The following is a 24,979-nucleotide window of genomic DNA, read 5'->3' on the forward strand; positions in this document are numbered from 1 at the left end:
CGGCCCGATGGCTGCCACCTTCCTGGACCTCCCCATTGGAAGCCCCGGCGGCAGCGTCGAGCTCTTCATCGACCTCTACACCGGCCGACAACCCCTCATCCCGGCACGCGCCTTCATGCTCGCACCACCTGGTCACGCTCCCCGGCCACCCGCCGGGCTCAGCGTGCTCCCCGTAGCAGGCAAATGTCTGGAAGGAACGGCCTTCAGCCGCTACGTCGCCATCCTGCGCAGAGCGCTCACAGCCATACTCGATCCCACGCAGATCGGCGTCCTCCACTTGCAGCACCTCGCATTCGGCGCCACTCCTGCCCTCATCCGTGCTCTGCCCGCGCATCCTCGGATCGCCCTCGTCCACGGCACGGACCTGCTCTTCGCCGAGACCCACCGAGACCAGCTCCAAGTGCTGCGCGAAACAGCCAGGGCCGCCGACGCCATCGTGGTCCCGACCAACGCAATGGCCGACCGCCTCCTCAAGCTCGCCCCGCAGATTGAACGCCGCAAGATCACCCACGTCCCCTGGGGCATCCCCGACCACCTGCTCACCGCCCCACCCGCCCGGCCGGCACGCACCTCCAGCAGCCACCTGCGGCTCCTGTACGCAGGACGCCTGACCGCCGAAAAGGGTGGTGAGGCCCTGATCAAGAGTCTGGCCCCGGTGCCCGGTGTCGAGCTGAGCGTCGCCGCGCCCAGAGCCCAGTTCCACGCACTGGCCCCGCTGCTGCAACGAGCCGGCGTACGAGTCCGCTACCTCGGCTGGCTGCGCCGCCCACAGCTGTGGAAAGCCTTCACGGAACACGATGTGCTGGTCGTGCCCTCCACCACCCTGGAGGCCATGGGACTGGTCGCGCTGGAAGCCCAAGCGTGCGGGCTCCCCGTCCTTTACCAGCCTGTCCCCGGCCTCAGCGAGGCGCTCGCCGCTTCCGGTATGACCACCGACTTCACCCACTCCGCCGCACTCGCACGGGATCTCGACCGGCTCATGAAGACCCCCGGCTTGCTGTCCGCCCTGCGCCAGGCGGGCTATGCCAATGCGGCACGCTACCCCCTCTCGGCAACCGCACGATCCCTGACCGACCTCGGCCGACAGCTCACCTGAACCGACCGTCAGACGTCCCGACACGTCACTACCCGAACCGCTCTGCGAACGTCACTACGCTGACCGACGGGATACCCCGGCGAAGAGGGAGACCATGACGTACGACCATGACCGCATCGAAGCCCTACTCGACGAGGGGGTCCGCGACAAGGTGTACCCGGGCGCCGTGTGGGCCCTCGGCGATGCCACCGGCATCCTCGACCAGGGTGCCACCGGCGTCCTCGACCCCGACGAGCCGGACGTGCCGATGCGCGCCGAAACCGTCTTCGACGCCGCCAGCCTCACCAAAATCTTGGCCGTCTGGTCCTCCGTCGGCGCCCTGTGGGAGGACGGATCCCTCGACCTCGACCAACCGCTCGGCATTTCCTGGCCCGAGGTCGCCGGCCGCCCACTCGGCACCGTCACCACTCAACAGTTGCTGACGCACACTGCTGGTGTCCCACTACGGGCCCAACTGAAGAACCTTTATGGCACCAACCGAGAGGAGATCCGCCGAGGCGTCCTCCACGAGCAGCTCCACCGACCTCCAGGTGAAGCAGTCGAGTACACCGACCGGGCTGCCCTCATCCTGGGCTATCTCGCCGAACACCTCTCAGGCCAGCCCTTGGACCAACTGGCCACCACCCGCACCTGGCTTCCACTGGGCATGACCTCCACCCGCTTCGGCCCCTTGCCCGCCGATCTCACCGCGCGCTGCGCACCAACCGAACTCGACCAGGACACCGACACCCGCCTCAAGGGAGTCGCCCACGACTTCTCTGCCCGCCTCCTGGGCGGCGTCTGCGGCATCGCCGGCGTCTTCACTGTCCTCGACGATCTCGCCGCCTTCCTCCGCTACATGCTCGCCCCTGCCGCTTCCCAGTTCCGGTCTGGTTTTGGGAGCGAGTGGATCACCCACTCCCTGACGATCCAGACAGGCCAGCTCCAACCGGCTCGCGGCATGTTCTGGCACCCCGCTCCCGGCACGACCGCCGACGAGGACGCCTGGGTCCACTACGGCTTCACCGGCACAGGCATGTGGATTTCCCCCACCAAGTACCGCTGGGCGGTACTCCTGACCAACAAGCTCTACTACACAAGGGATCGTGGGCCATTGGCCGAAATTCGCAACACCTTCCGTGAACTCGTATTCACCTGACGTGCCAAAGCGGATCCCAGGCCACATCCGTCCACCCCCGGATCAGCCGCATCAACATCGCACACGCGACATCAGGGAGTATTTGCTCCGCGCTCTTCGCCCACGTTGGATCGAGCACCCGCGGTTCAAGTGCCTGCCGTTGTTCCCCCACCTGGACGGCGACGAGCGACAGAGGCCGGCGTTGGGCGTTGTACGGAGGCATTGGGATTGCGACCACGACCTCGTTCTGTGGGCGCACGCGGAGTGGGTGGTACAGGAGGCGCTACCACCGTCGCCGCGAGATCGTTCAACGTGGCATTCACCACCGGCCAGCACATGTCGAGCGTGTCGCGGTTCGGGCTGTGTCCGGTCCGTTTCTCCGCCAGGGGATGGACGAGATTCCTGTAGTGCCGGACAAGCTCCGAGGCGAGTTTGGCATCGTGCTCGATCCATTTGTTCTCGTACGCGAAGTCGACGAAGTCATTCAGCCCCATGTTCCGCAACGGCTTCGGCATGCGTACGCCTGCGGCGCGGACCTGCGCGGCATGCGCGAGCACCCCCTCCAGGAGACTGCCCAGCATGATGACCGCCGACGTATAGGCGCCGTGCTCGTAGCAGGTGCGTGCCTCGTCCAGCCGAAGTTGCACGGTAGCGGCGAGTTCCGGGTCGCTCACCACCTCCGTCACGGAGACCTTCAACTCCACACGCGGCAACTGCCGCCGTGCTTCGTCCTCGAAACCGGCTTCGCAGCGGACAAGGACCGGCTGGCCTTCTTCCTCGCCGATCCGGCGTCCGTCGAGCACAAGTATCTCGTTGAGCCGCTTCAGCGTGGCGTGGTACTCCTGCTGCTGGTTGTAGTACTCAAGGCGATTCGCCAGGCGAAGGACGGCTCGCTGGGCATCGTCCGTACCGTCCTCCTGTCGCTCCCTGAGGAGATCCAAGGTCCACTTGTGCCTCGGTGTGCCGTCGTAGTCCGGGACGTCGTCCCAGCCCGCACGCTGGAAGAAGGCGGCTATCTCGTACCCCTTCCGGTAAAGCAGTGGCGTCTCGTCCCCGCAGATCAGGTGGGCAATCTCCGTCAGCGTGCTGTCGTCGAAGATCTCGTTCACATCAGGCCCCTTCGAGAGAGACGGACGCATCCTCATCGAGCATGGCGTCGAGTTCATCGGTGGTGAGGTCGGCATCGTCCATCTCGATCGGGGCCCAAATGCTCCCCGAGTCGCCCTGGGCCTCCTCGGTGACTCCGGGCCGGATCCCCAGAGCGTCAAGGCGCTTCCACAACGGGGTCAGCGAATCCTCCGGAGATAGGGCGAACTCGCTGCTGCGTATGCGCCAGAACTGCCAGCCTGCCCGGCGCAGTTCCCGCTCCCGCTCGTAGTCGTCACGGATCTGGTCAGGGGTGGAGTGATACGGGCTGCCGTCACACTCCACGGCGAGGCGGCCCGTCTCTCCAACGACGACGAGATCGATGCGTTTGCCGCTGACTTTCCACTGAGGGACGACGTGGTAGCCACGTTTCTTGATCCTGCGGAAGACCCGTTGCTCGAAGAGCGAGTCGAACGGCTCGCACTGCTCATCGGGTGAAACGGCGGAAAGGCCGGGAGAGGTGCCCTGAAGTTCCGGCGGCGCCTGCATATAGGTGAGCAGGGAGTGGCGCAGGTCCCTACTGCGCAGCTGGTCCGGTGTGACGGAGGTGAACAGCCACATCTGGTCGCGGGCCCGGCTGGCAGCCACGTTGAACCGTCTTCCGTCACCCTGGCCGGTCAGGGCCCGGGTGTTGTCGGCGTCGACGACCAGCGAGAGCAGGATGACGTCCCTTTCGTCCCCCTGGAACTGTTCGGCCGTGCCGACACGTATGTTGTGCCGCTCCTGGATCGTGGAGTCGATCTGCCTGTCGATGAGACTCTCCAAGAGCCTTGTCTGGTGTCCGGAACGGAGCACGATGACCCCGAAACTTCGTTTCGCATATGCTTCGTCCTCCGCGAATTCCTGCAACTTGGCAACGATGCGTTCGGCCTCGGGCTTGTTGACCAGGGTCTCTCGACGTCCCTCACAGTGGCCTTCATGCACATGAACGACTTCGAGGGGCCGCAGTCGGTCCGCTCCGTACTGCCGCAGCGGCACGAGTTCGTTGTCGGGATAGAACTGGGCGGAGGACCACTTGATGATCTCCGGCATGCACCGGAAGTGCTCGGTGAGCCTGATCGTCTCGCTGAAGCGCGCAGACAGCAGGTCGTAGAGGTTGGACTTGGGGCTGAGTCCGTCCCGCTGCCAGTCGGTGAGATGGGGCAGGAGTGAGTCGAGGAGTTCGTTGAGCCGCTCGTGCTTGCCGCCTGTGTAAAACGGGACACACTGCTTGTCATCACCCACGACGATGATCCTCGGAGCGAGCCACAGCAGCATCAGACCGTCCAGACCGACCTGGCTCGCCTCATCCACAATGACGACGTCGAAGGCGTCCGGCTCGGGATCGATCATTTCGGCCACCTGTTTGATCGGCATGACCCATGCCGGGACCGCGGCACGCGCGTCACGCATCGCGGAACGGGCAGCCTTCAGGTGCCGCTTGCCGAGTGCCGTCATTCCCTTGCCTGCGTTCGCCGTGGCCGACGCGTAGGCACTCAGCGCCTGTTTCTGTCCGGCCGTCATCCGGTCCAGGCAGTGATACAGCGCTCGGTCGGCCGCTAGTTGAGTCACCGTCCTCCTCAAGTGCGTTTCGATTGCCTCCAATTCGCCTTCTAGCTTGGCTTCCCTGCCAGGTGTCAGCATCGTGTCCTGGAAGGTACGGGCTCGCCGCCATGCCCAGGCCCCATCCAGGTCTACAAGGCGGGTCTCCCACGCCGCCTCGGTCGGGGACTCGGCGAAGCGCCGTGCCAGTTCGGGGTGGTCCTCGGACAGGCGGTCCAGGAGTTTGCGGGCCTCCCGGCGATCAGCCTCACGGTGGAATGCCTCGGTCAGCGAATCGATCGCGGACGTGTACGCCTGCGGATCACGGTCGGTGACAGCCCGGTGTACCTCTGCCAGTTCGGCCACTCCGCGGGCATCGGGTCGCGGCAGCTGCTCGGAGATGGACCGCAGCCTCTCCTCCGCCTCACGGGCACGGAGCAGCCGTTCCGCACCGTTCGCCGACGTACGCACGTCGTCCCACTGTTGTGCCGTCCGCACCGTGGCCTTGATCCTGGCCTTAAGTAGGACTTCGTGCAGCGTACGCACGGATTGGGTGAACCCGTCCACCGCGCGGAGCGTCGGCACCCGGTCCAGCAACTCCGACAGAGCCACCTGCGTGGAGCCTTCGGCCTCGGGCGCGTCGACGCTCTTCCAGCGCTCGTTCAGCTGCCGAACGCACTGGCGTGCCGCCAGATGAGCCACCAACGCGGAGATCTCGTCCGGTGTGCTGGGCAGCCTCCCATCCACCCGGCAGTCCCGCAGAAGGACTTGGGCCTCCTTCTGGACCGGCTTCGGGGCGAACTTGCGCAGCTTGCCGCCTGCACGCAAGTACTGTTCGAGATCCTTCCCGGCGGCGATGAGACGTGATTCCTCGGCAAGCGCCACGTCGGGTACGTCGAGCACGGCGAAGAGCATGTGCTGAAGCACGCTTTGCACGTCCTCGGCACGAGCGGACGCCTGCCGCACTCCCTCCCACAGCTGCTGCCGCCGGCCTGCCATTCCGTCCTGCAAGGCGCGCGTGGTCCACTCCTCGGGCGGCCAGGCGGCAGGGTCACCCGGCAGTCCCTCGCTCTGCAGCGCGTGTTCCGCTGCGTCCAGCAGACCGACCAGTGTCGCGATCAGCTCATCCCCGCGGTCTGCGAGTTCGAGGGCAAGTGTGTCGGACGCCGACGCAGCACAGACACGTACAGCGGCGTCCAGGGCGTTGACCGCTTCTTCGAACAGCACGGGTGCGATGAAATCTGCGGGGTCCGGGCAGCGGGCGGCATGCTCGTCCAGTACTCCGGCCCCGTGCCGGGACACCAGACCCAGCAGGCGCTGGGCCTCGTCCTGGCTCAGCGAAGGTTCTCGCGGTGCCGAGGCGGGCAGTGCGGGCATCCAGCCGTACTTCGGTGCACCGGCAGCGACGGTCTCCACGATCTCCGCGAGCCGCCCCTTGTATCCGGGCGCCACCTCGAGGTGTTCGTACCACTCCGCCTCACGGATGGCGCGCAGTTCGTTACGGAGGCGTGCGCGGGTGTCCGACAGTTCCGAGCGCAGCGCCTCATGGCTCTTGATCCTTACGTCGAGACGCTCCGTCGACTGGGTGGCACTGAGCTGGGAGAGAGCGCGCACGGACTGTTCCAGGTCGTCGCTGCCGTCCTGGCGCCGGTCGCCCTGGAGGACGCACAGGTTGCGCAGCTCGGGCGGCAGTTGCTGCCGCAGGACCTTCAGCGCTTGGCCCTTTTCACTCGTCACGAGCACCCGCTTGCCGTCTGCCAGCAAGGCGCACACGAGGTTGGCGATGGTGTGCGTCTTTCCCGTGCCGGGCGGCCCCTGAACGACGACGCCAGTATCGGTCTGTAGGCGCCTCAGCACCTCCCGCTGGGCTTCGTTCGACAGCAGCGGAAACAGCGGGTCAGGGCCAAGGGCGGGCGGCACGTCACGGCTCCCCGCCGCCGTACCCCACACCCTGCGGTCCTCCGCTTCCAGCTGGTACAGCAGCTGAGCCAAGCCCAGCGGAGCGATGGCACCGGGCTGAGCGAGGCGGTTCGCGATGCCGTCGTAGAAGTTTACGAGGGCACCCTGGCCCCTCTGGCGGAGAATGATCGCCGGCGCGAACCCAAGTGTGGGCACCGGCAGCGCGAGGTCTGCGGATGGGCGGCCCCAGCCACGGTGGAACGCCACCGCGCGATCGGTGCCGAACGCCCTCTCTGACCAGTCGCCGAGCACGTCCTGGGAGTCACGGGATAGCGGATGGAATCCTTCCGTATCGACACGGTCCCGCAGCGGGCTCAGCAGACGGGTGCTGTAGCCCGCGTCCGCGTCGAGAAACTCGCTGTCCTCCATCCGCGCCGGGTCGCCGGGGGCGAGGGCGACGGTGATGGACATGTTCGTGGGATTCACGGTGAGTATCAGCGGCGCCGTCAAAATGTGCCGGGCGATGCGCGCCGACGGACGTGCGGCTCCGACGGTCAGCAATCCGGCGCTCAGTACCGCCTCGTATTCCTCGCCGTCCTGCTGAATCCTGGTCGCCATTCGGTACAGCTGCTGATGGAGTTCCCTATAAGGACGGTCGATGCGCTCTTTCTCCGACCACTTGCGCCACGCGTCGAGCCACCGTGTGTAGGCGCGCAGTACGTCGTGCGCTTCCTCCCGGCGAATCTCGGAAACTTCGAACAGGTCTCCGTTGTCGTCCTCTTGCCAACCCTGCCCCGGTCCCGATTCGGCCAGCGGTGGCACTTCGGGCGATGCGGTGGCGGCGGCTTCGGGATCGACCCATCCCACCAGCACCTCGGGCAGGACAGGAGCCGGGCGGGACGGGCGGTGCGCCACCTTAAGCAGCGTCCGGTCGCCATCCGGGTTCCGCCGGAGCCTGTCATCCGGAATGTCGGAAAGCCAGAGGACCTCCGGGTATTTCTGCCAGTCCCGCACCGGCTTGTATGACCCGCGAACGAATTCGCGCATGTATTCGATAAGTTGGCGCGTGCGGTGGACCGCCTCCGGATGGTTCGCACGGAGTGCAGAGTGAAGAGACACCTATCCCCCCAGATCATGGCTCAACGGAAAGCCTTCCAGGATGTGGGAGAGAAGCGCGGCCTTCAACAGGGACCGGCGAGTAATGATGTAAACCAGCCACATTCCGCGGAAATTGGCTGTAACCCAGCCAACCGTTCAGGGGCGAACCCACGTGCGGCGATCACGTGCCGCCGTGTACACCAACTCGACCTTGTCCGGTCCCCAGCCAGCCTTGAGGCGCTTGAACGTCGCGATGTCGCGCTCCTGAAGGACACGCACGTCGCGAAGCGACGGCACGACCTGCAGCTCTGCCACCGCAACGAAGGCAAGCACCGGCTGAACCTCGACGGGAAAGCCACACGCACGCGTCAGCGCGCTCGATGCCCGACGCGCCTCGGCTCGACTCTTCCGCACGTAGGGGTACGACTGGCCGCCTATCCGAACCGAGTCGTCGCCCACCCACACACGCGCACCGCGGTGGCACTTCGTGTTGACACAAAAGGCTCCGCCCGGACCGATCAGGACGTGGTCGATGTCGATATCGTCTGCCAGGGGTATGGAATGCAGTACTCGCCAGCCTCGCCACGCCAGCCTCTCCAACTCCACCCCCACCCGGCGCTCACCGGCCAGTCCGGTGCGCCAGCTGTCCACCTCCAGACGCCTACCGGACATCCTGGCCAACACCCACCGCCAGAAGCCGGGTGCCAGTTCGTCCACCTTCGTCTGCAGCGCGTCTCCTGGGCGGTTCCCCGCAAGGTCGTCTTCAGAGCGCAGTGCCTTGTGCACTACCGGCAAAGAAGAAGTAGCAAGGTAGGGAGCGAGGGCGTCGAGTACCGCGTCCCGCTGCTCCTCGACCAGAAGCTCCAGAGACCCCGTGCGGCGGTCGAGCCAGGCGACCTTCGTGCCGTCCGGCTGATTCACGTAGAGACGGTCATGTCCGTAACGCTTCCACACAGAGACCCGTAATCCGCTCACGCGTCCCCCGTTTCGCATCCCATCACAGACCAATGACCATGTGACCAGGGTCAGAAGCAGTGAGCAAGACGGCCTCATGTATGCGCCGGGCAGGCGTGCGCTTCCCAGCTGACTCTGCAGCCAGGACAGGGCACATCCAGGGCACATGAGCCCGGGAAACGGCGTTGACCCGTGAGAACTACCGAGAGGAGTTCCCGCAGATCAACGCACATATGACCAAGAAGCCCCAGGTCAGCACCGCACCCCTCCCACTCGCTGCACGAGTGGCAGGACTTCAGCCACCGGCTGCATGAGGCGGGGCATCAGCCGTACTGCCTGGTGTGGCCCTGAGCCGGGGTTTCTTGTGAGTCGGGCGGGACCTTCCGGTCCCGCCACCGTCACGTGTCGGCGGGCCGTCGGGCAGTCCGGGCGCAGCGGTGCCGGTCACGGTGTGGAACGGCTCGGGGGAGCCGGGCTCAGTTGCCGAGGGCTTGGCGAAGTGTGTCGCGGCAGTCGATGACGGCGTCGACGCCGACGATGCTCAGCGTGCGCATCACCGCCTCGCCGGGTGCGGCCAACCGCAGCCAGCCGCCGGCCTCGCTGACCGTACGGTGAGCGGCGATGAAGACGTTGATGCCGCTGGAGTCCATGAAGGTGACCTGACGCAGGTCGACCACGATCCGGGGGCGGGGAGTGTCGCAGGCGTCCAGGGCCTGACGGAGTGTGTCTCCGGTCTCGTGGTCGATCTCCCCGGCCAGTGACACCACATGGACGCCGTCGGTGGCCGTGGACACGACCGACAACCGCCCGGGCTGCGCGACACGTTCGACACCCGTCATCTCTCCCTCGGCCATGCCAGTGATCCTGGCACACCGAGGCCCTGCCGAGGCACCGTCCGGCCCGGTGCGCGCCGTTTCCCGGTGTGGCGAAGCCGACAGGAGCGCACGGCATGAGCTGCGGGTACACGGGTAAGCGCCGGGCATTGTGAACGGGAACGGGGGCAGTCGTGACGGGACCACATGCGGTGGGGGAAGACGGCACGGCGTCGGACGGCCGGCCGATACACGCCACCGCGGCCCTGGCCGGGGACGGAGCGTGCATCGCCCAAGCCCGGCGTCTGGCCGTGGACTTCCTCACCCGGGCGCGGGCCGAGCACGGCCTCGCCGTGTCGCAACGGGCGAGCGACCTCACGCAGTTGGTGGTCAGTGAGCTGGTCACCAACGCGCGCAAGTACGCGCCGGGCCCGGTTCTGATGGATCTGCGGATCAGGGGCGGGGCGGTGGAGGTCTCGGTGTGGGACTCCGATCCGGTGCTGCCGGTGGCCCGGGCCGCGGACGCCGGCCGGGTGGGACAGCACGGCCTGGAGATCGTCACGGCCGTCGCCCGGAGTTTCCAGGCGCGGCGCGAGCCGGTCGGCAAACGCGTCACCGCCGGCATCGACCTCCTGGACACTCCCCGGAGCACAGCCGCCTGACGCCGTACCTCCTGCGGGAAGCACGGTCGGCCTTCTCCGTCAGGGAGCAGCGCGTGGGCGGGCGTGGTGGGCCAGGGCGGCGTGCAGTTCTCCGAGCAGTACGTCGGGCAGCGCCTCGCCGCGCGCGTGCACGAGGAGGTGCTCGGCCACGGCGGAGAGCCTGATGTTGGTGTGCTGGGAGATCTCCCGCAGGATCGTGAATCCGTCACGGGGGCTGATCTGGCCCAGGACGGTCAGGACGCCGATGGCCCGGTCGACGGTGGCGTGGGAGGCGAGTGCCTGCTTGAGCTGTCTGTTCTCCGCCCGTACTCGCTCCAGTTCCTTCACCAGCTCATCGGTCGTTGTCGGCACGGACTGGGGGCTGGGACGCGTGGACGAGGTCATGACCATCACCGGGTAGCAGCGGGCAGAGGCATCCTCACCCGCTTGCCCCGGTTCCCCGTCGGCATCCGTCCGACCGGAGCCCCGCTGTCCGGGCGGTGAGATCGGGCCGCGGCAAGCGTTATGAGAGGTGGCCGGGGGGAACCCACGCCCACATCCACCAGAACGCGGTCGTGCCCCGGCGCAGTGGTCGGGGGCGACCGACAGCCACCGGGAGTGAATGCGATGACGAAGGCGCGGGACATCATGACGGGCGGGGCCGAGTGCGTCGGTGCCGAGGAGACGGTGCTGGACGCGGCCCGCAAGATGAAGGACCTCGGCGTCGGCGCCCTGCCGATCTGCGGCACGGACAACAAGCTCAAGGGCGTACTGACCGACCGGGACGTCGTCGTGAAGGTCCTCGGCGCGGGCAAGGACCCCGCGACCTGTCCGGCCGGCGAGCTGGCCCAGGGCGAGGCCGTGACCATCGGCGCCGACGACGACGTGGAGGAGGTCCTGCGCACCATGACGGCACACAAGGTGCGCCGCCTGCCGGTGATCGACGGGCACGACCTGGTCGGCATGATCGCCCAGGCCGACGTCGCCCGCTCCCTGCCCGACCCCGAGGTCGGCGACCTGCTCCAGGCGCTGTCCACCGACTGAGCCGGACGCCCCCGGTCCTCACGGCCGCCAGTGCGAGGACGCAGCGGATTGGCGGCCCGGGGGTGGGGCACACGGGTCGGTGTATGTCCCATGTGAGCGATCGCGACGAGGGAGACCCCTGATGCTCTTGGCACACCCCGCCGTGCTGAAGAACCTGATCGAGCAGTACGAGGCGCTGCGCGACCTGCACGCCGAAAACGGCACCCGGGAAGTGTGCCAGCGCATGGAGGATGTCGCTTACACGCTGTGCGTGTCCACCGGCACCCGGGACATCGACGCCGCCCTCGTCGCCGCCCGCCACCGGCTTCCCGGTGCCCGGGTCGAAGACGACTCCCTGCTGAGCGCCTGAGCGCTCACCGCGTGGGTCCTCCAGCACCATGACCACGACCGCCCACCTGCCGACTTTCAGCAGTCTCGATCAGCTGACCCGGCTCATCACCCGCCGCCACGGCCTCTACGTGCGCTGGTCCCGCGGGCCGGAGAGCGACCTGCCGAGGACGAGCAGTACGGACGACCTGACCGGGATCAAGCTTCCGGGCCTGTCGGCCAGCCCGCTGGACCTCGAGGACTGGTGGGGCGAGCGCCCCGCGCGAGTCTGGGTCGCCCGCCGGCTGTACGACTACTGTCACCTGCCGCACGTGAAGGACGCCCGCACCCGGCCCTGGGTCCTGCACGGCTCCGAGACGGCCCGCGGACCGGACAACGAGCCCCTGGTGACGGAGATCGAACCCCTCGGCTGGATCGCCGACCAGGTCATCGAGGACGCCTGCCGCATCGTCACCGAGCAGCCAGGAGGCTGGGGGCCGCTCGACCGCGACAAGCCTTCTTGATCGTCGGGGGCCGTTCCGGTCTCCGCGGGCGTCGGGACGTCGAACGGGACGAAGGCCATGGAGCACAGCACGCACCACTCGGGTACCGCGCACCACCACTCCGCCCCCGCGGGCGGTCACGGGCGGCACGGCACCACCTGGGCGACCGCGATGCGGGCGACGCTGCACTGCCTCACCGGGTGCGCCGTCGGCGAGATCCTCGGCATGGTCGTCGGCACCGCACTGATGTGGGGCAACGCGCCGACCATGGTGCTGGCCATCGCCCTGGCCTTCGTCTTCGGCTACTCCTTCACGCTCTTCGCCGTGGTGCGCGCCGGGGTCTCCATGAAGACCGCGGTCAAGGTGGCGCTGGCCGCCGACACCGTCTCCATCGCCGTGATGGAGCTGGTCGACAACGGCATCGTCGCCCTCGTACCCGGCGCGATGGACGCGCATCTGTCGGACGGGCTGTTCTGGTACACCCTGCTCGGCGGCTTCGCCGTGGCGTTCGTGATCACCACGCCGGTCAACAAGTGGATGATCGGCCGCGGCAAGGGCCACGCCGTCGTCCACGCCTACCACTGACCGCCTGCGGCACGTTGCCCGCCGGTCTCAGCCCAGGCCGGCGAGCAGTTCGTGGCACGCCTGCTCGCAGCTTCGGCAGGCCTCGGCACAGACCCGGCAGTGCTCGTGCATGTCGGCGTGCCGGGCGCACTCGTCACCGCAGGCCCTGCAGACGGTCGCGCAGGCCTGCAGCACGGCCCGCGTGACGTTGGCGTCGTAGCCCGTGTGCCGGGACAGGACCGCGGCCGTGGCGTCGCAGACGTCGGCACAGTCCATGTTGGTGCGGATGCACTTGGTCAGATCGGCGACCGTGTCCTCCGACAGGCAGGCGTCGGCGCACGCGGTACACGCCTGGGCGCACCTGAGGCACTCCTCGATGCACCTGGCCATGGCGTCCCGGTCCACGCCGCCCAGGTCGGCCGGGTAGGTACGCAGTAGGTCGTTCACGGTGGTCGTCATGGTGGCTGGTCCCCTTCCACATGTTCCACATGTGTCTTACGTCGTCGGTGTCTGCCGGGTTTCACCGTGCGGCACACCACAAACCGGCGCCGGAGCCCTGTCGGTATGCTCCCCGCCGTGGCCGTCAGCCGACCGAGAGCAGCGAGAAGAGCACTGTGACCCCGTACGACTCCGAGTACGAGTACGAGAAGGACGGCGCGGCCATCTACCGCCAGTCCTTCGCGACCATCCGCGCGGAGGCCGACCTCTCCGGGCTGCCCGCGGACGTCGGCCGGGTCGCGGTCCGGATGATCCACGCCTGCGGGATGGTCGACCTCGTCCGCGACCTGTCCTGGACGCCGGGTGTCGTCTCCCGCGCCCGCGAGGCCCTGCGGGCCGGTGCGCCCGTCCTGTGCGACGTGCGGATGGTGGCCAGCGGGGTGACGCGCAAGCGGCTGCCCGCGGACAACGACGTCCTGTGCACCCTGTCCGACCCCGCCGTCCCCGAGCTGGCGGCCAGGCTCGGCACCACGCGCAGCGCCGCCGCGCTGGAACTGTGGCGCGACCGGCTGGAGGGGGCCGTCGTCGCCGTCGGCAACGCGCCCACGGCACTCTTCAGGCTCCTGGAGATGATCGACGAGGGGGCGCCCCGCCCGGCCGCGGTCATCGGCGTACCCGTCGGCTTCGTCGGTGCCGCCGAGTCCAAGGACGCGCTGACTGCCCACCCCTCGGGCCTGGAGCACCTCGTCGTACGGGGCCGTCGCGGGGGCAGTGCGATGGCCGCCGCCGCGATCAACGCGCTCGCCTGCGAGGAGGAGTGAGCGGCGGGACCGTGGGGCGTACGTGATCTAGCCAGTCGGCGTGTGCCTCGCGTGTGCCTCGCCGACCCACCGTGCCGCCTGTTCGGGTTCGGCCACGACCGGCACCCCCTCGGGCACCGGGGGCCTGCGCACCACGATCACGGGCAGCCCCGCCTCACGGGCGGCCGTCAGTTTCGGTGCGGTGGCCGCTCCCCCGCTGTCCTTGGTGACCAGGACGTCGATCCGGTGCCGGCGCAGCAGTTCGCGCTCCCCGGCGAGGGTGAAGGGGCCGCGGTCCAGCAGTACCTCCATGCGGGGCGGGCCGGGCTCCTCGGGCGCGTCGACGGACCGTACGAGGAACCACGGGTCGGCCAGACCGGCGAAGGCGGCCAGGCCCATGCGGCCGGTGGTCAGGAAGACCCGCCGGGCGGCGAGGGCGGGCAGCAGTGCGGCGGCTTCCGTCAGGGAACCGGCCTCGTGCCAGACGTCCCCTTCGACCCGCCGCCAGCCGGGGCGGCGCAGCGCGAGGAGGGGTACGCGGGCGGTGGCGGCGGCGTGTGCCGCGTTGCGGGTGATGGTGCCGGCGAAGGGGTGCGTGGCGTCGACGAGGAGGTCCACCGTGTGCTCGCGGAGCCAGGCGGCGAGTCCCTCGGCGCCGCCGAAGCCGCCGACGCGTATCTCGCCCGGCGGCGTTCTCGGCGCGGAGACGCGTCCCGCCAGGGAGGTCGTCACACGCAGCCCCGGCAGCGGACCCGCCGGTCCGACTCGCTCCTCTGCCCCTGCCGACCCCGCCGGTCCCGCCGACCCGTCCCGTCCTGCCGACCCCGCCGACCCGTCCCGTCCTGCCGACCCATTCCGTGCTGCCGACCCCGCCGACCCGTCCCGTCCTGCCGACCCGTCCCGTGCTGCCGACCCCGCCGACCCATTCCGTGCTGCCGACTCCTCCCGTCCGTCCGGTCCCGCCGCCCCTTCCGCCCCCTCCGGTCCCGCCGATACCGCCCGTCCCGCCACCCCCGTCGCCAGCAGTTCGGCCAGGCGGCGGGCCTCCGTGGTGCCGCCGAGGATCAGTACGTGCACGGGCGGGGCCCTCCCTTCATGCGGTTCCTGTGGCTCCGAGGTTCTTGCGGCTGCGTCGACTCAAGCACACCCGTCGGCCGAGTTGCCGGGCGGTGCCGATGCGAGAAGGTGAGAGGGAAGGCCGCGAAGGGAGCGTGTGGTGACCGGCGATCCCATCGGCGACACCGCGGTGCTCAACGCGCTGTTCGCCAACTCGCCCCAGGGGCTGTTCGTCTTCGACTCCGAGCGGAAGGTCGCCCGCTACAACCCCGCCGGCCGGGGAGTGCGGGGACTGTCCCCGCGCGACGTCGTCGGGCAGGGCATCGACGACTTCGCCCCCGGGTTCGCAGCGGGCGAGCTCCAGGGCCTGATCGACGAGGTCCTGGCGACCGGCGAGCCGTTGCGGGGCCGGCTGGTCCGGGGCAGGTCGTCGTTCGAGCCGCACCGCACCCTCGCCGTCGAGGTGTCCCTCTTCCCGCTGCACGACCTCGGCGACGGCGAACCCGGTCTTGTGGGCGTGGTCGAGGACGTGACCGAGCGGCAGGCCGCGGCGGACCGGCTCGCCGTACTCAGCGAGGTGCACGCGGCCGTCGGCTCCACACTGGACGTGCGGACCACGGCCGACGAGCTGGTGCGGGCCCTGGTGCCCGCCTTCGCCGACGCGGCCACCGTCGACCTGCTGGACGACGGTGCCGTCGCGGCCGAGCGCCCGGCCGGTCCCCCGCCGACGGAGGTTCCGCTGCGCCGGGTGTCCTTCGCCCCGCCGACCGCCGAGGTGAGCCGGCAGGAGGGCGACAGCCGCCCGCTGCCCTTCCCCACCCCTTACACGCAGGTCCTCAACGACATGCGGGCCCGTCTGGTCCGGGTCTCGTCCGACGACCCCTGGCTGTCCACCGACCCGGAGGGCTTCGCACCGCTGATCAGGGCGGGCGTGCACTCGATGATCGTCGCCCCGCTGATCGCCCGGGACACGGTGCTCGGGCTGCTGACCCTGTACCGGCACCGGACCGACCCCTTCGAGGAGGCCGATCTGGACGTGGCCCGGCAGGCGGCGTTCACCGCGTCCGTGCACATGGACAACGCGCACAGCTACCGGCGCGAGCACACCGTGGCGGCCGCCCTCCAGCGCAGGCTGCAGCCCGGCGCGATCCCCCGGCTCACGGCGGTGGAGACCGCCCACGTGTACCTGCCCGAGAGCGCCGGCGGCGACTGGTTCGACGTCGTCCCCCTCTCCGGTACGCGCGTCGCCCTCGTCGTCGGCGACGTGTCCGGGCACGGCATCGAGGCGGCGGCCACGATGGGCCAGCTCCGGCTGGCCGTGCGCACCCTCGCGCTGCAGGACCTGGAGACGGACGAGCTGCTGACCCACCTGGACGAGGTCGCCGCCCAGCTGACGGACGCCTCCGCGCCGGGTGCGAACGCGCCGGTGGCGACCTGCGCGGTCACCGTCTACAACCCCGTCTCCCGGCACTGCACCATGGTCCGCGCGGGACACCCCGCCCCCGTCGTCATCGACCCCGACGGCGCCCCCCGCGCAGTGGAGGTTCCGCAGGGGCCACCGCTCGGGACCGGCGGCGGGCACGTGTTCACCCCGGCCGTGCTCGAACTGGCGCCGGGCAGCCTCCTGGCCCTCCACACCGACGGCCTCACCCGGGGCGACGGCGACGCCCCGGGTGCCGCCAGGCGCCGCCTCGAACACATCCTCGCCTCCACGACGCGGCCGCTGCAGGAGCTGTGCGACACCGCCGTGTACCACATGGCGCCCTCCCGCCACGACGACGCCGTCCTCCTGCTCGCGCGCACCCGCGCCCTGCCCCCGGAGCACGTCGCGGACTGGACGCTGCCCGCCGACGCCTCCGTGGTGGGCACGGCACGCCGGCTCGTCGACCGTCAGCTCGCCGCCTGGGACCTCGACGAGGCGGCCTACACCACCGAACTCGTCGTCAGCGAACTCGTCACCAACGCCATCCGCTACGGCAAGGGTCCGGTGCGGCTGCGGCTCATCCGCGACCGGGGGCGGCTGCTGACCGAGGTCACGGACGCCAACAGCACCAGCCCCCACCTGCGCCGCGCGCGGGAGAGCGACGAGGGCGGCCGCGGACTGTTCATCGTCATGCGGCTCAGCACGCACTGGGGCGTCCGGCACAGCCGCCACGACAAGACCATCTGGTCCGAACAGCGGCTCGACGGAGGGCCGTCGGCGGACGCGGCCGACGCGGCGGACCTGATGAACGCCTTCGACCTGTCGGACTCGGCGGACGCGACGGAACCGTGACCGGCCTCCCGGCGCCTCACCGCCCCGTTCCGTCGGCGGCGTGCCGGGCGTGCGGGTTGGCCAGCAGGTGGCGGGGGTCGGCGGCGCGGGTGATGGCGGACTCCACGGCGGCGACGCGGTCGGCGAGGAGGCCCAGGGCGGCGACGGCACGGACGACGGGGTCGTCGTCGGGGCCGCCGAGGGTGCGGGCGCGGACGTGGGCGGCGCGCACCTCGGCCCAGCGGTCGGCCTCTTCCGCGGTGAGCGTGCCGCGCAGCTCGGCGAGCTTGAGAAGGTTGGCCTCGGCTCCGTGGGTGAGGGTCTGCGCCTCGGCGGTGTAGTGGTCGTCGAGGACGGCGGCGCGTTCGGCGTCGTTCATGACGGGTCGGATGCGCTGGGCGATCTTGTTCATGTTGCGGTAGGAGCCCTGGAGCCGGAACGCGGGCTCCGTACGGGTGTCGTCCGACTGGGCCGCGGAGGCGATGTAGGCGGCGTTGACGGCCAGCACCGTCTCCCGGGCGGCCACGAGGTGGCGCAGGACGGACAGGACGCGCTCCAGCTCGGCCGGCGGGTAGGCGTGGGCGAGGCGGTCGGCGCGTGCGGTGGGGTCGCCGGCGGCGAGGCGGACGAGCAGCTCCAGGTCGGCCCGGTCGCGGCCGGCGAGCGGGGCCAGGACCGGGTTCGCGGTGAGCGCGTTCTCCAGGAAGCTCAGCGCGAAGGCCTCCTCCTTGCCGGTCAGGACGTCGCCGAGGTTCCAGACGTCGGCGCGGTTGGCGAGCATGTCGGGGACCTGGAAGCGGACGCCGGACTCGGTGTACGGGTTGCCGGCCATGCAGACGGCGAAGCGCTTGCCGCGCAGGTCGTAGGTGCGGGGGCGGCCGTTCCGCACGCCGTCCACGCGCCGGGTGGCGTCGCACAGCGGGATGAACTTCTGGAGGAGTTCCGGGGAGGTGTGCTGGATGTCGTCCAGGTAGAGCAGCGTGTTGTTGGCGGACGCCAGCGCGAAGTTGATCTTCTCGATCTCCTGGCGTGCGGTGGCGTTCGGGGCGTCGGCCGGGTCGAGCGAGGTGACGGAGTGGCCGAGTGCGGGACCGCTGACCTTCACCAGCATCAGACCGAGGCGCTCGGCGACGTACTCGACCAGGGTCGTCTTGCCGTAGCCGGGCGGGGAGAGGAGCAGCAGCAGGCCGCCGGTGTCGGTGCGCTTGCCATCGCCGGTGGTGCCGAGCTGTTTGGCCAGGCTGTCCCCGACGAGCGGGAGGTAGACCTCGTCGACGAGCCGGTTGCGGACGAAGGCGGACATGACGCGCGGACGGTGGTCGTCCAGGCGCAGGCGCTCGCGTTCGGCGACCACCAGGGCCGTACGGCGCCGCTGGTAGGCGCGGAAGGCGGGGACGTCCTCGGCCGCGAAGCGGGTGGTGCGGGCGAGGAACTCGTCGAGGCGCAGCGGCAGCCGGCCTCCCGTGATGCGCGGGTGGGTGCCCAGCAGGCCCTCCGCGGTGGCCGTCGGCGGGGCGTCGCCGTCGTAGCGGGGCAGGTCCGGGCAGAGCTCGCCGGCGACCGCCTCGGCCAGGTCGCCGGGGGCGAGGTCGGTGCCGCCGGCGGCGGCGTACGACGAGATCCACGCCTCGGCGAGCTGCCCGCGGGCGGCCAGGTCGTCGAGCGCGGCCAGGTCCTCGTCGTAGGCCGGGGTGCCCACCGTGCGGCGGAACTTCTCCAGGAGCGTGCGCGTGCCCGCGCCGAGGACGAAGCCGTCGGGGGAGGTGGTCAGTTCGTGGAAGAGGTACGCGGCGGCGGCACGCGCGGTGTCCTCGCCCGAGCCCGTCGGCTCCACGGCGGGGGAGCCGAGCGTCCCGGTCGCGGGACCGGCGGTCCCGGCGTCCCCGGCAGCGCCTCCGGCCGACGCGCCCGCCGTCGAGCCCGCCGCCGCGGCCCCCGGTCCCGCCGTGCGCGCAAGGCCGGTGACGGCATCCGTACGGCCGGCCGTCCCCTCCCCCGGCCTCGGTCCCGGTCCCGGCCACGCGCCGATGGCCCCCGCCAGCTCCTCCTCCAGGTCCGCGATCGCGGTGGAGAGGCCGAAGGTGTCCCGGGCGCGGGCCAGCGACACCGCGCGGCGCGTCCAGTTCTGGCGGGCGTCGGGCGTGGTGCCGTGGGCCCAGAAGAGCTGGGCGGCGGCACGGGCGGCGGGCTCGTGGACGAGTGTTCCGGCCCGCTCGTACAGGGGCAGCAGCGCGGTCAGGACGGCCGTGGCGTCGTGGTCGTGCACACCCCGCTCGTAGCCCTCGTCGTACGCCTCCTGCGCGGCCTCGCGGACGAGGGCGGGCAGGTCGTCGGCCGCGGCGAGGGCGCCGGCGCCGTACTGCCGCAGCAGGCGGGCGGCGAGGTGCTCGGCGCGGTAGACGCCGGGGGACTCCGAGGGGAGGGTGCGGTCCCAGTAGGGGCGGGTGGCGGCGAAGGCCGGGTCGGTGACCGGCGAGCGGTAGTCGGTGCCGGTGAGGGCGAAGGCGAGTCCGTCGCCGTCGGGGACGAGGGTGAGGTCCAGGGGCTGGGTGTTGACGGCGAAGCGGTGGGCGCCCAGGCGCAGGGTGCGGCCGTCGTCGGCGTACAGGTCGGCGCGGTCGCGCAGGGCGCGGGAGGCTTCCTGGCGGGCCGTCTTGAGGCGCCCGTCCAGCTCCTCCGCGCGGACGGTGTCGCCGAGGGCGCGCAGTTCGTCGGCGGTGCGGCGGACCTTGGCCGGCATGGGGTCGGAGGCGAAGTACGTGCTGACCGCGTCGGCGTCGGCGAGGGTGGCGCACCGCCTGGTGATCGTCTCCAGGATCCGGGCGGCGGAGGCGGCGAGTTGTTCGGCGCGGCGGGCGCGGGTGTCGGAGAGGGCATGCTTGCGGGCGGCGAGCGCCTCGTAGATCTCGGTGCGCTTGTCGGCGAGTTCGGTCAGGAAGCCGTCGAACTCCGCGAAGCGGGACTCCAGGTCCTCCAGGCGGGCCAGCAGCCGCGCCAGTTGGTCGTCGCAGCGCTCGGGGGTGTCGGCGGCGGCGAGCGCGGCGGTGACCGCCTGGCCGAGCAGGGCCGTTTCGGCGGTGAACTCGGCGCGGCCCTCGTGGTCGAGGAGGGCGCGGCGGCGGGCGTCGAGGGTGGCGCGGGCGCGGTTGACGCCGCCCAGGACACCGGCGACGCGCTCCAGCAGGGCGGTGCGGACCGTGGCGTCGCCCATGTCGAGCTCGGCGACGACGTCGGTGACGGTGCGCAGCCCGTCGGCGAGTTCGTCGAGCCGGGCGGCGACGGGCGCCGCCTCGGCGACGGTGGCGATGGCCTCCGCGTCCGCGACGAGCCGTTCGACGTCCTCGCGCTGGGCGTCGAAGGCGTCCTCGCGGGCGAGGAAGGCCACGGCCCGCCGCCCGAGTTCGGCGAGGGACGCCTCGGTCTCCGCGGCGAGGGCGTCGATGCCGGGGACGTCGGCGTACCGCATCTCCTTGACGTTCAGCAGGTGCCCGTGGGCGTGGCGCAGCTCGGTCAGTCCTCGCACCCAGGCGGCGGCCTCCTTGGGCGCCTCGCCGCGCAGCCGCCGGACCACCGCCGCGATCCGCTCGGCGGCCTCGTCGCGGGCCTCGGCCGACCGCCGGGTCAGGTCCCGTACCGTCGCGAACTCGGCCAGGACCTGCTCGGCGGTCTCCCGCACCGCCGCCAGCGCGTCGGCCAGGTCGCCCAGTTCCTCCTCGCCCAGCCAGTGGTGGCCGTCGGCCGCGCGCACGCAGGACGCGGCGAGCGCCCGGTAGCCCTCGGCCGTGGTGATCCCCTCGCCGACGGCCCCGGCGACGGACAGACAGGCGGAGATGCCGCGTACGAGGTCGGCGTTGCCCACGCGGGCCAGCGGGCCGCTCCCGGTGGGGGCGGCCGCGGCGTACGTGTCGGAGACGTACGGCGAGTGCCACAGCTGCACCGGGTGCACCTGGGCCGGTTCGTCGCCGTCCGCGCGCAGCACGGCGAAGGTGCCGTCCCCGGACAGGGCCCAGCCCCGGCAGGGCAGCGGATTGGCGACCTCCTTGCGGATGGTGTTGTACGACAGCAGCAGGCGCCGGCTCTCACCGCGCGCGTGGAAGGCGTACAGCACGTCCTCGCCGTTCGGCGAGCGCACCTCCCGCTCGAACTCGAGCCCCGTCGCGTCGAGTTCGTACGTCTTGTGCGCGCCCGTGGCCAGGCAGTAGCCGCCGGGGAAGACGATGCCCTGGTCGTCGGGCAGGCGACGGCAGGCCGCGCCGATGCCGTCCAGGCGGACCACCGACTTGGTGAGGGTGTTGAACACCAGGTGGCGGTCGGTGTCCTCCTTGTAGGGCCGTACGCGCAGCAGGATCAGGGCGCCGACCCGGGCGTGCGCGATGTCCGCGTCGGCCAGGGACTGGAGGGGTTCGTCGACGGGCTCGGAGTAGATACCGTCGGCCGTCTCGGTGTCGTCCGCCGGCTTGACGGTGAGCGTGCCGCCCACCGCGCTGACGTAGAACTCGCCGCGCACGGACACGTGCGGGTGGCGGCCCAGGACGTGGTCCTCGCGGGTGGCCTCGGTCCACTCGAAGTCGTGGGCCGGGGGGAACACGTCGTCGCGTTCGCCCCGCGCGTCCAGGAAGGCGGCCCGACCGTCCTCGGTGAGCTCCCAGCGCAGGACGCGGATGTCGTCGGCCTTCTCGCCGGTGCGGAAGACGGCCAGCAGCCTGCCGTCGACGGGGCGCAGCCGCAGCAGCCGGGCCTGCCGGTAGTAGCGGTGCAGGTCGGCGAACTCCCGCACGAAGGACGGGTCGTCGAGCAGGCCGGGTACGGCCGACTCGGGCAGCGGGTTCAGGTCGCGGTCGTACAGGGTGAAGACGTCCGCCACGGCGGCCTGTTCGCGGTGGCCCGGGCGGCCGGTGGAGCCGAGGAGCAGGGCGTCGCCGACGGCGGCGATGTCGCAGGGCACGACCGGGTGCTCGGTGCGCAGCCGCTCGGTGGAGGCCAGTTCGAGCCGGGCCGACCCGAACTCCTCGATGCGGCGGGCGTTGAGGAGTTCGGCCCGGTGGGCGAGGTCGGCGGTCTGCGCGGCGAGGCGGTCGCGCAGCACCTCGTACGCGCCGGCGTCGGCGGTGTCGTACGCGCCCGCCGTCGCCGTGGCCGTCTCGGCCGTGGCGGACGTGGCAGACGTGGCCGACGTGGCCGACGTGCCGGACGTGTCGTACGTCGTGCCCGTGCCCGTCGTAGCCGTCTCCGGAGCGGTGGCCATGAGCGGTTGGTCCCTTCCAGGATGCGAGGGGTGCCGAAGCCGCCGACCCCCGTACGGCGGCCTCGGCACCCGGTCTGTGGTGGCCGGTCGTAGAGGCCGGTCAGACCCTGGCCGTGCCGTTCAGGGCGGTGAGCGGGGTGTCGGCGAGGCCCAGTTCACCGGCGCGGTCCAGGAGGCGCTGCACCTGCCCGGCGTCCGTGCCGCCCGACTTCATCAGCTTCATCAGCAGCGCGGACACCGTGAGGTTCTGCACGTCGGCCGTGGAGAACGAGCCCAGCACCCGGGTCAGGTCGTCGGTGAAGCTCGACGAGCCGTCCAGCCAGGGCCCGGCGAGGGCCTGCGCCGTCTCGGAGTGCTTGACGAACCCGTCGACGCCCTTGCCCAGCGCGATCGAGGACATGAGGCGGTCGAAGAAGACCGTGTCGCCGCCCACGATGTCGATGTCCGCGTTCTCCAGACCGGTGGCGAGCACCGTGGCCTGGGCCTCGGCGACCTGCCGCTGCACGTCCAGGCCGGCCAGCCGGATGTCCTTCTCCGCCTCCAGCCGCAGCCGGTACTCCTCGTGGCCGCGCGAGGCGTCGTCCAGGGCGGCCATCGCCGCGGCCTTCTCGGTGAGTCCGGCGGCCTCCGCCTTCAGCTTGCCGCCGATGGCCTCGGCCTCGGCGAGCGCCTTGGCCCGCGCGCCCTCGGCCTCGGCACGCATCCGGGCCTCGGTCGCCTCCGCCTCGGCACGGCCGGCCTTCTCGATGACCTCGGCCTCCTTGTCGCGGACCTGCACCGCCGCCAGTCCCTCCGCGGCCGCCTCGGCCTGGATTCCCTCGGCCATCCGCAGCTTGGCCTGCGCATCGAGGTCGGCGCTCTTCAACCGGGCCTCGGCCATGGTGAGTTCCTCGGCGGCACGGTGGGTGGCCGCCGCCTCCGCCGCCTCCGCGGCCTTGATGTCCTTGACCAGCCGCTCCTGCGCCTCGGCCTCGGCGGCGATGATGACGGCCTGCCGCTGCCGCTCGGCCTCCTCCACGGCGCGCAGCTTCTTGATGGACTCCTCCTGCTCGGCGACCGTACGGTCCACGGCGACACGCTCGCGGATGACCTCGGCGATGTCCCGCTTCTCCGCCTCGACCTCCTTCTCGGCGGCGATCCGCGTCAGCTCGGTCTCCCGCTCGCGGCCGATGACCTCGAGCATGCGGTCCTTCTCGATGCGCTCGTTCTCGACGGCGATCACCCGCTCGCGGTTCTTCGCGGCGACCGCGACCTCACGGGCCTGGTTCTCGCGCTGCACGCCGAGCTGTTCCTCGGTACGCAGGAACGCCCCCTGCGCGCGCAGCCGCTCCTCCTCCACCACCCGCGCCGTCTCGGCCTCCTCGCGGGCCCGCGTCGTGTCGATCTCGCGCTTCTGCTTGATCTCGGCGTCCGCCTGGCGGCGCTCCAGCTCCAGTACGGCCTCGCGCGCGTCGACGTTCTGCCGGGTGATCTCCTTCTCCTCGGTGCGCCGCGCCTCGTTGGTGCGCACGTGCTCCACGGCCGTCAGCTCGGTGATCTTCCGGATGCCCTGGGCGTCGAGGACGTTGGCCGGGTCCAGCTGGGTCAGCGGCGTCTGCTCCAGGTAGTCGATCGCCGCGTCCTCGAGGTGGTACCCGCTGAGGTCGACGCCGATGACCTCGATGATCCGGTACCGCAGCTCCTCGCGCTTGGTGTAGAGGTCGGTGAAGTCCATCTGCTTGCCGACGGTCTTCAGCGCCTCGGAGAACTTCGCGTGGAACAGCTCCTGCAGCGTGTTCCGGTCGCTGGCGCGGGCCGTGCCGACCGCCTGGGCGACCTTGACGACGTCCTCGACGGACTTGTTGACCTTGACGAAGAAGGAGATCCGGATGTCCGCGCGGATGTTGTCCCGGCAGATCAGCCCCTCCTTGCCGGCCCGCGTGATCTCGATCGTCTTCACCGAGATGTCCATCACCTCGGCCTTGTGCAGCACCGGCAGCACCACCTGACCCGTGAAGGTCACGTCCACCTTGCGCATCTTCGAGACGATCAGCGCCTTGCCCTGCTCGACCTTGCGGAAGAGCCGCGAGACGCCGAACAGCACGACAACGACCAGGAGCAGGCAGACGACGGCGAGGACACCGATGACTTCCATGGGACACGTCCTTACGGCATGAGACGGCTGAGGCGGCGGCCACCGGCGCGAAGTCCGTTGTTGCGCGGGCCTGTTGAGGCTCGGGCCGGTGGCGCCGGCCGTTGGTGTGGTGGCACGTTCGGGCGGGCGAAGGCGGGTTCGGGCCTTCGTCCGGGGCGAGGCGTGGGTTTCAGACGGCGTGGACGCCGCGGCCGGCGCGGCAGTCGTGCGCCGCGCCACCGGCGGGGCGGGGCCCTCGGCCGGGTTCGTCGGGTCGGAGCCGGTGGAGCGGGTGGAGCCGGTGGAGCGGGTGGAGCGGACGGACGTAGGGACTGTTCGTCGTCACCGTCGTCGTCATCGTCCGCCCCCTTC

Annotated in this window: 17 protein-coding genes and 1 pseudogene; 9 read left to right on the forward strand and 9 right to left on the reverse strand. The window is 70.6% G+C overall.

Annotated elements, in window-relative coordinates; translation table 11 throughout:
• Positions 1 to 7: 7 nt before the first annotated feature.
• Both ABS735_RS34425 and ABS735_RS34430 read left to right on the forward strand, forming a co-directional pair.
• The gene (locus tag ABS735_RS34425; protein ID WP_373904303.1) at positions 8 to 1,096 is read left to right on the forward strand and encodes a glycosyltransferase family 4 protein; all 1,089 of its coding nucleotides are present in this window, start codon (positions 8 to 10) and stop codon (positions 1,094 to 1,096) included.
• A gap of 94 nt (positions 1,097 to 1,190) precedes the next feature.
• Positions 1,191 to 2,234: a serine hydrolase domain-containing protein gene (locus ABS735_RS34430; RefSeq protein ID WP_373903997.1), complete on the forward strand. Its 1,044-nt coding sequence runs from the start codon at positions 1,191 to 1,193 to the stop codon at positions 2,232 to 2,234.
• Positions 2,235 to 2,359: 125 nt separating this feature from the next.
• On the opposite strand, the gene ABS735_RS34435 is transcribed toward ABS735_RS34430, so the two are convergent.
• From ABS735_RS34435 to ABS735_RS34450, 4 genes are all read right to left on the reverse strand, one after another.
• On the reverse strand, positions 2,360 to 3,322 hold the full coding sequence (locus ABS735_RS34435) for a hypothetical protein (RefSeq protein WP_373903998.1): 963 nt from the start codon (positions 3,320 to 3,322) through the stop codon (positions 2,360 to 2,362).
• 1 nt (position 3,323) lies between these two features.
• On the reverse strand, positions 3,324 to 7,826 hold the full coding sequence (locus ABS735_RS34440) for an AAA domain-containing protein (RefSeq protein WP_373903999.1): 4,503 nt from the start codon (positions 7,824 to 7,826) through the stop codon (positions 3,324 to 3,326).
• Positions 7,827 to 8,033: 207 nt separating this feature from the next.
• Positions 8,034 to 8,798 (reverse strand): nuclease-related domain-containing protein, encoded by a 765-nt coding sequence (locus tag ABS735_RS34445; RefSeq protein ID WP_373904000.1) that lies wholly within the window; start codon positions 8,796 to 8,798, stop codon positions 8,034 to 8,036.
• A gap of 509 nt (positions 8,799 to 9,307) precedes the next feature.
• A complete protein-coding gene (locus ABS735_RS34450) occupies positions 9,308 to 9,685 on the reverse strand; it encodes an STAS domain-containing protein (protein WP_373904001.1) in 378 nt (125 codons plus the stop codon).
• A gap of 152 nt (positions 9,686 to 9,837) precedes the next feature.
• On the opposite strand from ABS735_RS34450, the gene ABS735_RS34455 reads away from it, so the two are divergent.
• Positions 9,838 to 10,305 (forward strand): ATP-binding protein, encoded by a 468-nt coding sequence (locus tag ABS735_RS34455; protein ID WP_373904002.1) that lies wholly within the window; start codon positions 9,838 to 9,840, stop codon positions 10,303 to 10,305.
• 39 nt (positions 10,306 to 10,344) lie between these two features.
• On the opposite strand, the gene ABS735_RS34460 is transcribed toward ABS735_RS34455, so the two are convergent.
• Positions 10,345 to 10,689 (reverse strand): ANTAR domain-containing protein, encoded by a 345-nt coding sequence (locus ABS735_RS34460; protein WP_373904003.1) that lies wholly within the window; start codon positions 10,687 to 10,689, stop codon positions 10,345 to 10,347.
• Positions 10,690 to 10,911: 222 nt separating this feature from the next.
• On the opposite strand from ABS735_RS34460, the gene ABS735_RS34465 reads away from it, so the two are divergent.
• The 4 genes from ABS735_RS34465 (at position 10,912) to ABS735_RS34480 (ending at position 12,722) form a co-directional block, all read left to right on the forward strand.
• On the forward strand, positions 10,912 to 11,328 hold the full coding sequence (locus ABS735_RS34465) for a CBS domain-containing protein (RefSeq protein WP_373904004.1): 417 nt from the start codon (positions 10,912 to 10,914) through the stop codon (positions 11,326 to 11,328).
• A gap of 121 nt (positions 11,329 to 11,449) precedes the next feature.
• Positions 11,450 to 11,677, forward strand: a complete 228-nt coding sequence (locus tag ABS735_RS34470) for a DUF5133 domain-containing protein (protein WP_373904005.1) — start codon at positions 11,450 to 11,452, stop codon at positions 11,675 to 11,677.
• A gap of 28 nt (positions 11,678 to 11,705) precedes the next feature.
• Complete coding sequence (locus tag ABS735_RS34475; RefSeq protein WP_373904006.1) at positions 11,706 to 12,158, forward strand: DUF6098 family protein; 453 nt, start codon at positions 11,706 to 11,708, stop codon at positions 12,156 to 12,158.
• A 57-nt stretch (positions 12,159 to 12,215) separates the two neighbouring features.
• Complete coding sequence (locus ABS735_RS34480) at positions 12,216 to 12,722, forward strand: DUF4396 domain-containing protein (RefSeq protein ID WP_373904007.1); 507 nt, start codon at positions 12,216 to 12,218, stop codon at positions 12,720 to 12,722.
• Positions 12,723 to 12,749: 27 nt separating this feature from the next.
• Here the strand turns inward: ABS735_RS34480 and ABS735_RS34485 are convergent, their stop codons facing one another.
• Positions 12,750 to 13,160, reverse strand: coding sequence for a four-helix bundle copper-binding protein (locus ABS735_RS34485; RefSeq protein ID WP_373904008.1), 411 nt, complete (start codon positions 13,158 to 13,160; stop codon positions 12,750 to 12,752).
• A gap of 155 nt (positions 13,161 to 13,315) precedes the next feature.
• On the opposite strand from ABS735_RS34485, the gene ABS735_RS34490 reads away from it, so the two are divergent.
• Positions 13,316 to 13,960 (forward strand): precorrin-8X methylmutase, encoded by a 645-nt coding sequence (locus ABS735_RS34490; protein ID WP_373904009.1) that lies wholly within the window; start codon positions 13,316 to 13,318, stop codon positions 13,958 to 13,960.
• Positions 13,961 to 13,987: 27 nt separating this feature from the next.
• Here ABS735_RS34490 and ABS735_RS34495 read toward each other — a convergent pair.
• Positions 13,988 to 14,686: pseudogene (locus tag ABS735_RS34495) on the reverse strand (cobalt-precorrin-6A reductase); the annotation flags it as partial.
• A gap of 469 nt (positions 14,687 to 15,155) precedes the next feature.
• On the opposite strand from ABS735_RS34495, the gene ABS735_RS34500 reads away from it, so the two are divergent.
• The gene (locus ABS735_RS34500; RefSeq protein WP_373904010.1) at positions 15,156 to 17,270 is read left to right on the forward strand and encodes an ATP-binding SpoIIE family protein phosphatase; all 2,115 of its coding nucleotides are present in this window, start codon (positions 15,156 to 15,158) and stop codon (positions 17,268 to 17,270) included.
• A gap of 16 nt (positions 17,271 to 17,286) precedes the next feature.
• On the opposite strand, the gene ABS735_RS34505 is transcribed toward ABS735_RS34500, so the two are convergent.
• Positions 17,287 to 22,494, reverse strand: coding sequence for a DNA repair ATPase (locus tag ABS735_RS34505; protein WP_373904011.1), 5,208 nt, complete (start codon positions 22,492 to 22,494; stop codon positions 17,287 to 17,289).
• 100 nt (positions 22,495 to 22,594) lie between these two features.
• On the reverse strand, positions 22,595 to 24,628 hold the full coding sequence (locus ABS735_RS34510; RefSeq protein WP_373904012.1) for an SPFH domain-containing protein: 2,034 nt from the start codon (positions 24,626 to 24,628) through the stop codon (positions 22,595 to 22,597).
• Between the last annotated feature and the right edge of the window lie 351 nt (positions 24,629 to 24,979).

The sequence above is a fragment of the Streptomyces sp. MMCC 100 genome, from assembly GCF_041538145.2.
Lineage (GTDB): Bacteria > Actinomycetota > Actinomycetes > Streptomycetales > Streptomycetaceae > Streptomyces.

Excerpts from the sequence above, each read along its gene's own strand:
- ABS735_RS34425 (WP_373904303.1), top strand. The coding sequence starts at position 8 with ATGGCTGCCACCTTCCTGGACCTCCCCATTGGAAGCCCCGGCGGCAGC.
- ABS735_RS34430 (WP_373903997.1), top strand. The coding sequence starts at position 1,191 with ATGACGTACGACCATGACCGCATCGAAGCCCTACTCGACGAGGGGGTC.
- ABS735_RS34440 (WP_373903999.1), bottom strand. The coding sequence starts at position 7,826 with ATGCGCGAATTCGTTCGCGGGTCATACAAGCCGGTGCGGGACTGGCAG.
- ABS735_RS34450 (WP_373904001.1), bottom strand. The coding sequence starts at position 9,685 with ATGGCCGAGGGAGAGATGACGGGTGTCGAACGTGTCGCGCAGCCCGGG.
- ABS735_RS34460 (WP_373904003.1), bottom strand. The coding sequence starts at position 10,689 with ATGACCTCGTCCACGCGTCCCAGCCCCCAGTCCGTGCCGACAACGACC.
- ABS735_RS34465 (WP_373904004.1), top strand. The coding sequence starts at position 10,912 with ATGACGAAGGCGCGGGACATCATGACGGGCGGGGCCGAGTGCGTCGGT.
- ABS735_RS34470 (WP_373904005.1), top strand. The coding sequence starts at position 11,450 with ATGCTCTTGGCACACCCCGCCGTGCTGAAGAACCTGATCGAGCAGTAC.
- ABS735_RS34475 (WP_373904006.1), top strand. The coding sequence starts at position 11,706 with ATGACCACGACCGCCCACCTGCCGACTTTCAGCAGTCTCGATCAGCTG.
- ABS735_RS34480 (WP_373904007.1), top strand. The coding sequence starts at position 12,216 with ATGGAGCACAGCACGCACCACTCGGGTACCGCGCACCACCACTCCGCC.
- ABS735_RS34485 (WP_373904008.1), bottom strand. The coding sequence starts at position 13,160 with ATGACGACCACCGTGAACGACCTACTGCGTACCTACCCGGCCGACCTG.
- ABS735_RS34505 (WP_373904011.1), bottom strand. The coding sequence starts at position 22,494 with ATGGCCACCGCTCCGGAGACGGCTACGACGGGCACGGGCACGACGTAC.
- ABS735_RS34510 (WP_373904012.1), bottom strand. The coding sequence starts at position 24,628 with ATGGAAGTCATCGGTGTCCTCGCCGTCGTCTGCCTGCTCCTGGTCGTT.